Raw genomic sequence first — 13,405 nt, forward strand, 5'->3', positions numbered from 1 at the left:
ACCCGGACCTCCTCCAGCGCACCCAGCGGCTGGCGGCGCACCACAACCAGCGGGTGAACCAGCAGGTTCACATCGAGATCGCGCGACGACAGCGCACTGGTGACCGAGTCGACAAGGAACGGCATGTCGTCGGTGATGATCTCCAGCGACGTGCCGCCTGCGACGCTCAGGCCCAGCCGGAGCTTCAGCTCGCCGGGCACCCGCTGCCGGGCCAGCTCCAGGTGCGACCGGGTGGCCTCGACCATCCGGTCCACCTGGCAGCTGGCGAGCTCCTCGTCGGGCACGAGGTGCCAGTAGCGCGCGACCAGCTCGGGGCCGGCGTCCTGGGCTGCCGCCAGCTCCACGGCCTCCGCGACCAGGTGCTCCGCGTCGGGCACGTACTGCTCCAGCTCGTCGTCCTCGGCCGCGGGTTCGGCGGTGCCGGCGCGCACCCGGGTGGCCGTAGGCCGGTTCATCGGCTGTCCTCCCTCACCCACGGCGCTGTGGGTTGTCCATGGACTAGCTGAGCTTCGCGTCTGACGTGTGATCCGCCTGAGCGGCGGTGGAGTGGCTCGTGGGGCCGGCTACCCCCGGTCACGCCTGAGTGGGCGACCAAATATGATCGAAAGGGGACAAGGTGGCCACTCCTTCAGTGTCCCTCAGTCTGCTCGGACCAGCCAGGATCACCTTCGCCAGTTCCGCAACGATGTCGACCTCGTCCGGGCGGAAGCAGAGCATTCAGCGTATGTGGTCCCAGGGAGCGGTTTCAGGCCGAGTTCGAGGCCTGCCGCGACGCGTTGCTTGAGTCGACCGCGCGGCTGTCCCTGCGTCTCGGGTGGGAGCCCGGGGTCCGGGCAAAGTCGTCAGGTGACGCCGAGTAGGGCGACACGATCAGGGGGCCCGCCGGCGCGGGGAATCGGTGGGGTCGGGATGTTCGTGTGCTTGCGACACGGATGAACGATGCTGCCGCGTCAGGGCTGGACCTATTGACTGGGCCTGTTGACTGGGCCTGGCTTTCGCCGGGGACACCGTCGTGCTGAAGCCCAGCGAGACGGTGCCGTCCGAGGCGCTGGGGCCGGCCCGCCTGTGGCAGGAGGCCGGCGCCACCGAAGCGCCCGCAGCGCATCCGGTGGGCCCGGGGGTGGACCGTCAGGCGGCCGCGACGGCCAGCGCGGGCGCCATGGCGCGGGCGCACAGCTCGCGGGCCCACTGGATCCTGGGCAGTGCGACCTCGGGACGGTCGCCGAACACCTCCGCGGCCCGGGCGTAGCACTCGTCGGGGCCGAGCTGTTCGAGCGTGCGGTGGACGGTCTCGCGAACGGTGGCGTCGTCCAGGTCGCCGGACGCGGAGACGTCGGAGACGAACAGTGCCATGCTCAGCATCGGCTCAACCGGGCAAGTCGTCATGGGGATCACCTGTTCAAGGGGGTGTCGAATATGCCTACATCCAAGTTCTCTCGTACCGTTGGAGGACAACCTCGGCGCCAGCGGGACTCTCCGCCTGCGGGTTTCCGCACCCGCTGATACCTGCTGGCAGGTATAGCCACCTGGCCGTCCGTCAGGCCTCATGCTGATCGTGGCGGGGACGGCGCCGGCCGCGCCGGCCGTGTATCTTCCGCTGATGCGGTCCCGGATCCTGCTGTGTGCGATGGCGCTGCTCGCCGGCTGCGCGGCGGCCGAGGTGCCGCGGACCAAGCGGTACACGGCGAGCACAAACGCCATGCAGCCGGCGCTGAAGGCCGGTCAGACGTTCGTGGCGAGAGTTGTGGCGCCGGGCACGTACAAACCGACGCCCGGCGACGTGGTGGTCTTCCGCAACCCGGAGGCGTGGGGTTCCCCAGGCAACGAGTCGGTGAAGCGGGTGGTGGCGGTCGAAGGGTTCGTGATCGCGTGCTGCGACGTCGAGGGCCGGGTGACGGTCGACGGGGTCGCGCTGGACGAGCCGTACCTCGGGGAGGACTCTCCCATCGACGCCGAGCCGGTCGCGACCCAGTGCCTCTCGCGCCGGTTCGGCCCGGTGACGGTCGAACCGGGCCATGTCTTCGTCATGGGCGACAGTCGCGGCGTGTCCATGGACTCCCGCTGCCTGGGCACCGTGCCCAACGACCGGGTCATCGGGGTGCTCACGGAGACCGGGTGAGCCGGCCGATGCCGCCGCCGCGACCGAGCCGATCCGGCTCGGCCGCGGCCGCCGACCCGGTCGGGCCGGCCCGTGAGCCCGTCGCCGCGCGGCGCCGGGATCAGGCCGTGGCGAACGCCTCGGCGCGCACGACGTCGGGGGCCGTGCGGCGCACCAGGCGGGCGCCGAGGAGCATGAGCGGCGCGTAGCAGGCGAGCGCGACCACGGCACCGACCCCGTCGGGCAGCATGGCGGCGGCCACGAACGGCGTCAGGATCACCGGCACGGTCCACCAGCCGACCACGCCGGCGCGGGCCAGGCCGGCCAGGAGCAGCGGCAGCATGACCACCCCGCCGGCGACGCCGGTGAGGCGCCACACGACCAGCGACGGGTCGGTGGCCACGGTGTCGAACACCTTGACCGCGTCGGCGAGCGGCACCACGCCGGGCATCGCGCCGGTGAACCAGTCCGACAGCAGCATGCCCGACATCTGGATCGCGCCGAACGTGGTCAGGGCGACGCCGACCGCGGTGAGGGTCCGGCCGCGCCGGCCGCGCAGCAGGGTCAGCGTGGCCGGCACGCCGAGCGCGATGAGCACCCAGGCGTAGTGCAGGAGGTTCGCCGACAGCACGGACAGGCCGTAGTCGTCGGCGAGGGAGCTGAGGTACGCCGCCGAGGTGTCGTCGGCCTGCGGCGGCGAGGTGAGCATGCCACCGAACATGACGAACGGGGCCAGGATGAGGGCGCCGCCGGCGAGCCGGCGCAGCGGGGCCGGGGTGGTGCCGGTGGCGGTGGTGGTGGCGTTATCGGACATCGCTTTGGAATCCTCTCGGGTTGTCGGCGCCGGTGTTTCGGCGTGGGGCAGACGCTATGGCGGTGCGGCGCCCGGCGGATCGGCGTGCAGGGCCGCTGCGCCTGCGACCCCGGGGCGACGGCGGGTGCCGGAGGTCCTCCCCGGGGAGGACGCGGTGTCGTCCCCGGATCTGATGCCGCCGTGGCCGCGCGCTCGCTACCGTCGGCGGCGAGAGGAGGCCCGGTGCGCGTACCACATGGTCAGCGGCAGTGGCTGGTCGTCGGCGTCGTGGCCGGCGTGCTGTTCACCGCCCTTGCGCTCGTCGAGGCCTACGGCGACCCGCGGGGCATGGACACCCGCCCGAGCGCGGTCGTGACGGTCGTGGTCCTGGCGCTGTCCTTCCCGCTGGCCGCGTGGTTCCCGGTCGCCGCGATGACCGTGGCGATGCTGTCGTTTCCGTATGCGATCCTGACCGGCAGCCCCGGGATCGGCGGATCCCAGCTCATCGCGGAGCTGGTGCTCGTCGTGCACGCCGCGTTCCGCGGCCCGCCGCGCCGGGTGCTGGTCGCGTCGGTCGCCGCCGCGGTGGTGCCGGCCGTGCCGCTCGTCGGCAGCGGCGAGGGCGCGTGGGAGTTCGTGTTCTTCGGCACGCTGGTCGGCGCCGCATGGGGGCTCGGGACGTTGCTGCGCCGCGAGCAGGCGCGCTCCCGGCAGCTCGCGCTGCTGGCCGCCCAGCTCGACGCGGAGCGCGAGGCCCGGGCCCGCGCGGCCGTCGACGAGGAGCGGGCCCGCATCTCCCGCGAGCTGCACGACGCGGTGGCGCACACGGTCAGCGTCATGACGTTGCAGGTCGGCGTGGTGCGCCGCCGGCTGGACGACCGGCCCGCCGAGCGGGACGTGCTGGCCCAGGTCGAGCAGCTCGGGCGGCGTTCGGTGACGGAGCTGCGGCGGGTGGTCGGGCTGCTGCGCCCCGCGGACGGCGACGGCCTCGCCCCGCCACCGTCGCTGCGGCGGCTCGACGACCTGGTCGGGCACGTCCGCTCCGCGGGGCTGGACGTCACGCTGCGGGTCGAGGGCGAGCCCGTGCCGCTGCCGGCGGCGCTGGACGTCTCGGCCTACCGTGTCACGCAGGAGGCGCTCACCAACACGCTGCGGCACGCCGCGGCCGGGTCCGCCACGGTGACCGTGACGTATGAGCCGGCGGCCGTCAGCCTCCGCGTGGCCGACGACGGGCGGGGCGGCACCGCACCCGGTCCGTCGCCCGGCGGCGGGCACGGGCTGGTCGGCATGCGGGAGCGGGTGGCGATGTTCGACGGTGAGCTGCGCACCGGCCCCCGTGCCGAGGGCGGTTTCGAGGTGTACGCGCGGTTTCCGCTCGGCGAGGAGATGCGATGATCCGGGTGCTGCTGGCGGACGACGAGGCGATCGTGCGGGCGGGCCTGCGCATGCTCATCTCCGACGAGCCGGACCTCGAGGTCGTCGGGGAGGCCGCGGACGGTCACGAGGCGCTGCGGGCCGTCGCCGCGCTCCGCCCCGACGTGGTCCTCATGGACGCCCGCATGCCCGGGCTCGACGGCATCGCCGCGGCCAGGGCGATCGCCGAGGCGCACCCCGCGGTCAAGGTGCTCGTGCTGACCACCTTCGACGAGGAGGTGCTCCTGGACGGCGCGCTGCGGGCGGGCGTCGCGGGGTTCCTGCTCAAGGTGTCGCCGCCGGAGCAGCTGCTCGACGCGCTGCGCGAGGTGGCCGCCGGCCGCGGGCTCATCGACCCGGCGGTGGTGCCCCGGGTGATCGGCGGCTACGCGCGCGCACCGCAGGCGCCGGCCCGTGCGGCGGCGCTGGACCGGCTCACGGGGCGCGAGGCGGAGGTGCTCGCCCTGGTCGGCCGGGGCCTGTCCAACGCCGAGGTCGCCGCGCGGCTCTTCCTCGGCGAGACGACCGTGAAGACCCACCTCGGCCGGGCGCTGGACAAGCTCGGCCTGCGCGACCGCCCCCAGGCGATCGCGTTCGCCTACGAGAGCGGCCTGATCCGCCCCGGCGACGACACCGGCTGACCGGCGCACCGGCTGACCGGCTGACCGACTGGCGGCGGGCGTCCGGCAGGCACGCCGCGGCCCTGGCTGCCGCGGGCGCCGCCGGCGCTCGCACGGCATCCGGGTCGGCGACGCGAACGCGGCCAACCCGAACGCCGACGCGATCCAGATGTCCGCGATCTTCTGGATCGAGACCGTGGCGGAGCAGATCACCGTGCCCCCGCCGAGCTGGTCGGGCGATCCGGTGCTCGTGCAGGGCAGCGCGAGCCACGGCAACCCGTCGTCAGCTACCTGGTGACCCCGTCGGCGGACACCGTCGGCACCATGATCGACGTCTTTTACACGCAGATCCAGTACACCCAGACGGTCCTGCTGAACTTCAACGGCCTGACCTGGCCGCACGTCTCGGTGGCGAACTTCGTGCCCAACGACCCCATCCCCCGTGCGGCTCCAGGGCGGCGCATTGTCCTAGGAAGCTGTACGCGTCGTGCCGTGCACCACCGGCCTGACCGGACCGCCGGCCGCGCGGGACGCTTGAGGTGGCACTGACGTGCCGCGTACCAGTGGAGGAGGAGCGATGCACGCCAAGGACATCATGAGCACGCCCGCGTACACGGTGCATGCGGACGCGGCCGTCGCGGAGGCGGTGGCGCTGCTGGAACGGCGCTCGATCACCGCCGCGCCCGTCGTCGACGACCGCGACGTGGTCGTCGGCCTCGTCAGCGAGGTCGACGTGCTGCGCGACCGGGCGCGGGCCGGCGCGCCGTCGACGCGGCGGGTCCGCGACATCATGTCGGGCCTGCCGGTGACGGCGTGGCCGGAGGCAGACGTCGCCGATCTGGCCGGCGTCATGGTCCGCCGCGGGGCGCACACCGTCCCGGTGGTGGTCGAGGAGCACGTCGTCGGCATCGTCAGCCGCTGCGACGTCCTGCGGACGCTGCTGCCGACCGACGACGCCGCGCAGCGCGAGGCGCAGCGCCGCCTCGACGCCTACGCCGACGGGCGGCAGCGCTGGCCGGTGTCCGTCCGCGACGGCGCCGCGACCATCGGGGGTGAGTTCGACGACGAGGCCGAGCGGGCGGCGGTGGTGGCGCTCGTACGGACCACGCCGGGGGTCGGCACCGTCGGCGTGCAGCCCGGTGCCGGGGGGCGCGGCGCACCCGGCGGGTGAAACCCGGGATGGTGGCAGCGCGCGCCGGACGGGCGGGGCCGTGCGGGCCGGATGGGGGAGCCGCGGACGCGGTAGCGTAAGCGGATGTCGTTCTGATCGCCTTTGGTCAGGATCAATCCATTTGCGCAGACACTCGTCGACCCCGCTCGTCGTTGCCGCCGTGTCGGTGGTCGCCGTCGTCGGTCTGGCCAGTTCGGGGGTGCTGGGTCCGCGGTGGTCGGCGCTCCTCGACGACGCCGGCCAGCTCTTCGCCGCGCTGGCGGCGACGCTCGCCTGCTGGATCACCGCCGTCCGGCACACCGGCGGCCAGCGGTGGTGGCGGGTGTGGATGGGCGCCGCGACCTGCGGCTGGATGGTCGGGCAGTTCCTGTGGACCTGGTATCGACTGGTCATCCACGTGGGGCTGCCGAGCCCGTCGCCGGCGGATGCGGGGTACCTGACGCTGCCGGTGTTCGCCCTCGTGGCGATCATCGTCCTGGCCGCCGACCGGAGCGTGCCGGGCATGACGCGCCGCCCGGGGCGCCTGATCGTCGTCCTGGACGGGCTCATGGTCGTCGGCGCGCTGTTCGTGCTCATCTGGGCCACCGCGCTCGGGGCGGTGGTGCGGGCCGGTGCGGCCACCCCGCTCGCGTACTCGGTCGCGATCGCCTACCCGCTCACCGATCTGCTGCTGACCATCATGATCATCCTGCTGCTCGCCACGACGGCGACGGCGCCGAACCGGCCGCAGCTGATCATCCTCGGGGCCGGGCTGCTCTCGCTGTCGTTGTCGGACACGGTCTTCGCGTACCAGGTGTCCAAGGGCGCGAACGGCATCTCGCCGCTGGCCAACTCCGGGTTCGTCGCCGGGCACGCGCTCATCGCCGTCGCCGCGCTCACCCCGGCCCGGGCGGTGTGGCACTGGCCGGTGCGCCCGCACGCCCGTTGGGGGCACCTGCTGCTGCCGTACGTGCCGGTCGCCGGCACCAGCGTGCTGCTGATCGTGCAGCTCGTCCGGGGCATCCCGATGGACAGCGTGGAGATCGTCTCGGTGACCGTGGTCATCGTGCTGCTGATCATCCGCCAGGCGGTCGTCCTGGTGGAGAGCGCCAACCTCGTCGCGTCCCGGGCGCGGCTGGTGCTCGCCGCCGACCAGACCCGCCGGCGGCTGGAGCGTGACCTGCACGACGGCGTCCAGCAGCGGCTCATCTCGCTCGGGCTGGACGTGCGGCGGGTCGAGGCGACGGTGCCGCCGCAGCTGTCGGAGATCCGCGAGGAACTGGCCGCCATCGTTGACGGGTTGAACGGTGCCGTCAACGACGTCCGCGAGCTGTCGCGCGGCGTCCACCCGGCGATCCTCGTCGGCGGCGGCCTGCGGCCCGCGATCGGCGGACTGGCCCGCCGTTCCGTGATCCCGGTGGACCTCGACCTGCGGGTGAAGGGCCGGCTGCCGGAGCCGGTCGAGGTCGCGGCGTACTACGTGGTGGCGGAGGCGCTGACGAACGCCGCGAAGTACGCCCAGGCCACGCTCGTGCACGTGGTCGTGTGGGTACACGGCGGCTACCTGCACCTGACGGTGACCGACGACGGCATCGGCGGTGCGGAGCCGAAACAGGGCACCGGCCTCATCGGGCTGATCGACCGGGTGGAGGCGCTGGGCGGCAAGCTGACCGTGGAGAGCCCACCCTGGCGGGGTACCCGCCTGCAGGCCGACTTCCCGCTGGGCGAACCCTGACCGGCCGCGGGCGACGGCCGGGGTAGCGACGGGATGTCACCCGCGCCGGGTGACGTGGACCGTCCTGGGGAAGGCGAACGGTCGGACGTGTGCATGCCGGACCGGTAAGGACGCGGCCCGGTCCCCGCAGCCACGACCTCGCGGACCAGGAGGCCGCATGACGGTGACCAACGGCGTCCGCCGCCGGCTCATGACGTGGTTGCTGCCGACCGTACCGCCGCCGCTGCCTGTCGGTGTCGCCGTCGCGGTGGTGGTCGTCGTCGCCGAGACGGTCGCGCTCTCGGTGCTGCACGTCGCCTTCCCGCACACCCCGCCGAGTTCCACCATCTACTTCGTGGGTGTGGTGGTGCTGGCGACCGTCTGGGGTGCCCGGCTCGGCATCGGCGTCGCGCTGGCCAGCGCGCTGCTGTACAACTTCGTGCACGTCCCGCCCGCAGGGCTGCACCTGACCGTGTCGCACGACCTGCAGCGGACGGTGATCCTCGTGATGGTGGCGCTGGTCAGCGCCGGTATGGCCGACCTCGCCCGGGCGCGGACGGTGCAGGCGCAGCAACGGGTGGACGAGGCGGACATCGCCGTCGAGTTCGCCCGCAACGTCCTCGGCCAGGCGGAGCTGGCGTCCGGGCTCAGCGCCGGATCGCGGTGTCTCGCGGACCGGTTCGGCCTCGACAGCGTGTCGATCGAGGTCGGCGACGCGCCGGGAAGGGACGTGACACCCCGTGACACGGCAGGAGGGGACGCGGCAGGAGGGGATACGCCGGCCGGTGTGATCGTCATCCAGCTCGGTGACGACAGCCGCCGCCCGATGCGGCTCGTCGTCGCGGACACCATCGCGCCGGAGCCGCTGGAGCGCCTCCGTGACCGGCTCGCTCCGTTGCTGGGCAACGTCGTCCGCGCCGCCGTCGACCGCCAGGCGCTGATCGGCTCGCTGCGCGCCAGCCAGCAGGCAACCCAGAAGCTGCTGGCCGAGCAGGCGGCGTTGCGCCGGGTGGCCACGATGGTCGCCATCGGCGGGCCGCCCGGGAAGGTGTTCGCGGCGGTGACGGCCGAGTTGCACCGGCTGTTCCGCGGGTTCCACACGGCGCTGATCCGGTACGAGTCGGACCGCACCGCCACGGCGGTCTCCGAGCGTGACGAGCAGGGGCGGCTGATGCCCGAGCACCTGAGCCTGTCCATGGCCGGCGACAACATCGTCGGCACGATCCTGCGGACCCGCGCCGCGGCGCAGATCGACTACGACACGGCCACCGGCCCGATCGCCGCGGAGCTGCGCGACCGTGGCGTGCGCCGCGGTCTCGGCGTGCCGATCGTGGTCGACGGTGAGCTCTGGGGGGTGATGCTCGTGCTGTCGACCAGGCCGGAGCCGGTGCCGGCGGACGCGGCGCAACGCCTGTGCCACTTCACCGAGCTCGTCGCCACGGCCATCGCGAACACCGAGAACCGCGCCCGGCTCATCGCGTCCCGCGGCCGGCTGGTCGCCGCGGCGGACGGCGCGCGGCGCCGCATCGAACGTGACCTGCACGACGGGCCGCAGCAGCGCATCGTCGCGCTCGCCCTGCGGCTGCGCATGGCGCAGGACTCGGCGCCGCACGACCCGCCGGCGGTGCAGCGCCTGCTGTCCGAGACCGTCCGGAGCCTCACCGAGATCCACGAGTGCCTGACCGAACTCGCCCGCGGCATCCACCCGGCCCTGCTGACCCAGGGCGGTATCTGCCCGATGCTGCGCACGCTGGTACGGCGCAGCGCCGTGCCGGTCGACCTGCGGCTGCAGGTCAGCGGCCGGCTCCCCGAGCGGGTGGAGGTGGCCGTGTACTACGTGGTCTCGGAGGCGCTGACCAACATCGCCAAGCACGCCCGGGCGTCGGCCGCGTGCGTCACGGTGGGCGCGGACGCGCGGCGCGCCTGGCTGTCGGTCATCGACGACGGCGCCGGCGGCGCCCGGCTGGAGGGCGGCACGGGGCTGGTCGGCCTGCGCGACCGCGTCGAGGCGCTGGGCGGCCGGCTCAGCGTCGTCAGCCCGCCGGGGCATGGCACGACCCTGACCGCGGAGATCCCGCTCGCCGAGCCGGACCCGTGCGGGGCGCTGGAGTCGTTCCCGATGGTGCCCGCCGGGTGACACCCGTCCGCAGGGAGCCCCGGGCAGGCCGGTTCACCGCGGTGCTGCCGGCGACGACCGGAACCTGACCTCACTTGCCGTGCGCACCCGGGCGTCTACCCCTTCGTCGCGGGCTGAGGCACGAGCGCCGGGTCGGGGGCGTGGCTCGCCGGCGCCGGGGGGCGGGCGGGGCGGCGCAGCTGCAGCACCGCGACCGAGGTCAGCACGAGCAGGCCGCCCGCCAGCTGCACCGGGGTCAGCAGCTCGTGCAGTGTCAGCGCGGCCAGGGCGGTGGTGACGACCGGTTCGAAGGTGGACAGGATCGCGGCGGTCGACGGGCCGGTGCGGCGCAGGCCGGCGAAGAAGGCCAGGGTGGCGGCGACGGTGGAGACGACCGCGATGCACGCCAGCCACAGCCAGGCGCGCGGGGCGAAGTCGAGGCCGGCGCCGCCGGTGACGAGGGCGTGGCCGGTCAGGGTGACCGCGGCACCCGCCATCACCAGGGCCGACAGCACGACCGGTGGCAGCCGGTGCACGACGGTGTCGGCGATGAGGATGTACCCGGAGTACGTCGCCGCGGAGCCGAAGCCCAGGGCCGCGCCGAACGGGTCGAAGTCCACGCCGCCGGTGCCGAGCAGGACCAGCAGCGTGCCCGCGGAGGCGACGGCGAGCGCGGCGCCGCGGGCGGGGGTCAGCCGGTCCCGGCCCAGCAGCACGGCGGCGACGGTGACCAGCAGCGGGTACGTGTACAGGATGAGCGACAGCGGCGAGGCGTCCATCCGGCGCAGGGCGGCGAAGTACAGGCCGGCCTGGGTGGCGTACCCGATCGCGCCGAGGCCCAGCCCGGTGAGGACCAGGCCGGCCGTCAACCGGACCGGGCCGCCGGCGGTGCGCCGCAGCCCCGGGCGGGCCAGCAGCAGCGCCGCCAGGAGCACGGCGGCCAGCGCGAAGCGCACCAGCAGCAGCGTCGCGGGGGTGACGCCCGCGGCGTACGCGAACTTGCCGAAGATCGGCATCGCGCCGAAGCAGGCGGCCGAGAGCAGGCACAGTGCGGGACCCATGCCGTCCAGCATCGGTGGGCGTACCCGTCGGATCCAGCGACGATTCGTGGAGCTGACTGGTTAGAGTTTGTGCATGGTCACGCTGGACCTGCGCCGGCTGCGGCTGCTGCGCGAGGTGGAGGAGCGCGGCACCCTGGGCGCGGTCGCCGCGGCGCTCGGCTACAGCCCGTCGTCGGTGTCACAGCAGCTCAGCGTGCTGGAGAAGGAGGCCGGCGCGCGGCTGCTGGAGAAGGCCGGGCGCGGGGTGCGGCTCACCGACGCGGGGCGGCTGCTCGCCGCGCACGCCCGTGTCCTGCTGACGGCGGCCGAGGCGGCCACGGCGGACCTCGCCGCGCTCGGCGGGGCGGTGCGCGGCACGGTCCGCGCCGGCGGCCTGCAGTCGGCGGCGCGGCGGCTGCTGGTCCCCGCGGTCGCCCGGATGGCGGCCGCGCACCCGCAGGTGCGCACCGAGATCTCCGAGGTGGAGCTCGAGCAGGCGTTGCCGGGGCTGCGGCTCGGCGCGGTCGACCTGGTGGTCAGCGACGAGTACGACGGCCATCCGCGCCCCCGGCCGGCCGGGCTGCGGTTCGAGGTGCTGCTGGAGGAGCCGGTGCGGCTGGTCCTGCCGGCCGGGCACCCCCTCGCCGCGCCCGGCGGGCCGGTCGCCCTGGCGGCGCTGCGGCACGACGTGTGGGTCGCCTCCGAGGTCGGCACCGGCCACCACGACATGGTCGTCGGCAACTGCCGGCTGGTCGGCGGCTACGAGCCGGACGTCCGGCACCGCTCCAACGACGCCGACGTCCAGCTGGGCCTGGTCCGTGCGGCCGCGGCGGTCGCGCTGCTGCCGGCCCTGGTGCTGCCGTCGGACCCGGCGTCGGACGCGGCGGTGGCGGTCCGCGACGTCGCCGAGGGGCGGTTCGGCCGCCGGCTGGTCGTGGTGCTGCGGGAGGGGCCGCTGCCACCGGCGGTCGCCGCCTTCCTGGACACGGTGCGCGGGCTCGCCGGCGACCTCGGCGACAGCCTGCGGCCGGTCACGCGACCGGCGCCGCGGCCGAGGCACCGGTCGCGGCGCGCCGTCGGTTGACGAGGTAGCCGAAGGCGGCGGCGGTGAAGAACATGGTGATGCCGTACACCGCGGCCGGCACCGCCATGCGCGTGTTGTCCAGCAGCGCCGGGCTGATCGCCACGGCGATCGCCAGGGTGCTGTTGTGGATGCCGATCTCCATGCCGGCCGCGATCGCCTCGCCCTTGCCGACGCCGGCGAGGCGGGGCAGGCCGTATCCGACCGCGAGGCTCAGCACGTTGAAGACCAGCACGATCGCGCCGACGGCGAGGAAGTAGTCGCCGATGTTGGCCCGCTCCTTGAGCACCGCCCCGGCGACGACGGCCACGAGCACGACCACCGACACGACCTTGACCGGGCCGGTGAGCCGGGCCGCGAGGTCGGCGAAGCGGGCCCGCACGAGCATGCCGATCGACACCGGGACCAGCACGATCGCGAAGACCTGGAGCACCTTGTCGAACTGCAGGCCGATCGATGCGGCGTCGCCGAGGAAGTGCGCCGCCGACAGGTTCACCACCACCGGCAGCGTCACCACGGCGAGGACCGAGTTGACCGCGGTCAGGGTCACGTTGAGCGCGACGTGCCCGCCGAACAGGTGGCTGTACAGGTTGGCGGTGGTCCCGCCGGGTGACGCCGCGAGCAGCATCATGCCGACGGCGAGCTCAGGCTCCAGCCCGAACGCCGCGACGAGCCCGAAGCAGGCGGCGGGCAGCAGCAGCACCTGGCAGCCGAGCGCGATGAGCACCAGCTTCGGGTAGGTCAGCACCCGGCGGAAGTCGCCGGTGCCCAGCCCGAGACCCAGCCCGAGCATCACGACGGCGAGGGCGACCGGCAGCCCTACGGTGGTCAACCACGAGTCCATCCACGGATTGTGGTGCTGTCGCCGCCGTCGCGGAACCGGCCGCATCGACAGAACTGCCCGCGGCCGGCCCGCGGCGGCGTCAGGTCAGGCCCAGCTCGGCGCGGCCCGGGTAGGTGCGGCCGGACTCGGCCTCCCAGCGGCTGACGGCGTCCTGCTTCTGCGCGGCGGACGGGGCGAGGAAGTCCAGGTACTGCAGGATCGCCGCGCGGGCCTCGTCGAACGTGTACGTGGCCGAGTCCCCGTCGTCCTCGAGGTCGGCGACCAGCACCCCGTCCGGGGTGGCCTGGAACAGCGACGAGTTGCCCTCGTACTCCTCGGCGGCGGACCGGCCCGTGCGCACCCGGTCGATCTTGTCGAGCAGCTGCAGCAGGTCGGGCGCGTAGTTGATGATGTCGCTGATCAGCTGGCCGGCGAGCAGGTTGAAATGGCCGGTGTCGGTCTTGGCGGAAGGGGCGCCGTACTGGTCGCGGCTGAAGGTGATCCGGTCGCGCATGCGTGCACCCGTCTGCGTCGAGACAAAAGCGGTCAGTTGATCG

General features: G+C 73.9%; 14 protein-coding genes. 8 read left to right on the forward strand and 6 right to left on the reverse strand.

Annotated features, from left to right (window positions below; genetic code table 11):
• Window positions 1-455, reverse strand: a 455-nt coding sequence (locus AB0H83_RS44660; protein WP_360107552.1) for a hypothetical protein, incomplete at its 3' end; no start/stop codon positions are given.
• A 673-nt stretch (window positions 456-1,128) separates the two neighbouring features.
• Window positions 1,129-1,386: a hypothetical protein gene (locus AB0H83_RS44665; protein WP_360107555.1), complete on the reverse strand. Its 258-nt coding sequence runs from the start codon at window positions 1,384-1,386 to the stop codon at window positions 1,129-1,131.
• 214 nt (window positions 1,387-1,600) lie between these two features.
• On the opposite strand from AB0H83_RS44665, the gene lepB reads away from it, so the two are divergent.
• On the forward strand, window positions 1,601-2,119 hold the full coding sequence (gene lepB, locus AB0H83_RS44670) for a signal peptidase I (protein WP_360107558.1): 519 nt from the start codon (window positions 1,601-1,603) through the stop codon (window positions 2,117-2,119).
• Between the two features lie 100 nt (window positions 2,120-2,219).
• On the opposite strand, the gene AB0H83_RS44675 is transcribed toward lepB, so the two are convergent.
• Window positions 2,220-2,912 (reverse strand): hypothetical protein, encoded by a 693-nt coding sequence (locus AB0H83_RS44675; RefSeq protein WP_360107561.1) that lies wholly within the window; start codon window positions 2,910-2,912, stop codon window positions 2,220-2,222.
• Window positions 2,913-3,134: 222 nt separating this feature from the next.
• On the opposite strand from AB0H83_RS44675, the gene AB0H83_RS44680 reads away from it, so the two are divergent.
• The 6 genes from AB0H83_RS44680 (at window position 3,135) to AB0H83_RS44705 (ending at window position 9,925) form a co-directional block, all read left to right on the forward strand.
• Window positions 3,135-4,286, forward strand: a complete 1,152-nt coding sequence (locus tag AB0H83_RS44680) for a histidine kinase (RefSeq protein WP_360107564.1) — start codon at window positions 3,135-3,137, stop codon at window positions 4,284-4,286.
• Window positions 4,283-4,945, forward strand: coding sequence for a response regulator transcription factor (locus tag AB0H83_RS44685; protein WP_360107567.1), 663 nt, complete (start codon window positions 4,283-4,285; stop codon window positions 4,943-4,945). Before AB0H83_RS44680 ends, AB0H83_RS44685 begins: the two co-directional genes overlap by 4 nt.
• A gap of 148 nt (window positions 4,946-5,093) precedes the next feature.
• Complete coding sequence (locus AB0H83_RS44690; RefSeq protein WP_360107570.1) at window positions 5,094-5,222, forward strand: hypothetical protein; 129 nt, start codon at window positions 5,094-5,096, stop codon at window positions 5,220-5,222.
• A gap of 279 nt (window positions 5,223-5,501) precedes the next feature.
• On the forward strand, window positions 5,502-6,095 hold the full coding sequence (locus AB0H83_RS44695) for a CBS domain-containing protein (protein WP_360107573.1): 594 nt from the start codon (window positions 5,502-5,504) through the stop codon (window positions 6,093-6,095).
• A gap of 121 nt (window positions 6,096-6,216) precedes the next feature.
• Window positions 6,217-7,809: a histidine kinase gene (locus AB0H83_RS44700; protein WP_360107576.1), complete on the forward strand. Its 1,593-nt coding sequence runs from the start codon at window positions 6,217-6,219 to the stop codon at window positions 7,807-7,809.
• A 157-nt stretch (window positions 7,810-7,966) separates the two neighbouring features.
• Window positions 7,967-9,925, forward strand: coding sequence for a DUF4118 domain-containing protein (locus tag AB0H83_RS44705; protein ID WP_360107579.1), 1,959 nt, complete (start codon window positions 7,967-7,969; stop codon window positions 9,923-9,925).
• 95 nt (window positions 9,926-10,020) lie between these two features.
• Here the strand turns inward: AB0H83_RS44705 and AB0H83_RS44710 are convergent, their stop codons facing one another.
• The gene (locus tag AB0H83_RS44710; protein ID WP_360107582.1) at window positions 10,021-10,965 is read right to left on the reverse strand and encodes a DMT family transporter; all 945 of its coding nucleotides are present in this window, start codon (window positions 10,963-10,965) and stop codon (window positions 10,021-10,023) included.
• A 73-nt stretch (window positions 10,966-11,038) separates the two neighbouring features.
• Here AB0H83_RS44710 and AB0H83_RS44715 point away from each other — a divergent pair, with 73 nt between their 5' ends.
• Window positions 11,039-12,028, forward strand: coding sequence for a LysR family transcriptional regulator (locus tag AB0H83_RS44715; RefSeq protein ID WP_360107585.1), 990 nt, complete (start codon window positions 11,039-11,041; stop codon window positions 12,026-12,028).
• Here AB0H83_RS44715 and AB0H83_RS44720 read toward each other — a convergent pair.
• Window positions 11,976-12,869 carry a bile acid:sodium symporter family protein gene (locus tag AB0H83_RS44720; RefSeq protein WP_360107587.1) on the reverse strand — a complete coding sequence of 298 codons (894 nt, stop codon included), beginning with the start codon at window positions 12,867-12,869 and terminating at the stop codon, window positions 11,976-11,978. The genes AB0H83_RS44715 and AB0H83_RS44720 overlap by 53 nt on opposite strands.
• Before the next feature lie 79 nt (window positions 12,870-12,948).
• Window positions 12,949-13,362, reverse strand: coding sequence for a hypothetical protein (locus AB0H83_RS44725; protein WP_360107590.1), 414 nt, complete (start codon window positions 13,360-13,362; stop codon window positions 12,949-12,951).
• Between the last annotated feature and the right edge of the window lie 43 nt (window positions 13,363-13,405).

This window comes from Dactylosporangium sp. NPDC050688 (assembly GCF_040654515.1).
In the GTDB taxonomy this organism is placed as follows: Bacteria; Actinomycetota; Actinomycetes; order Mycobacteriales; family Micromonosporaceae; genus Dactylosporangium.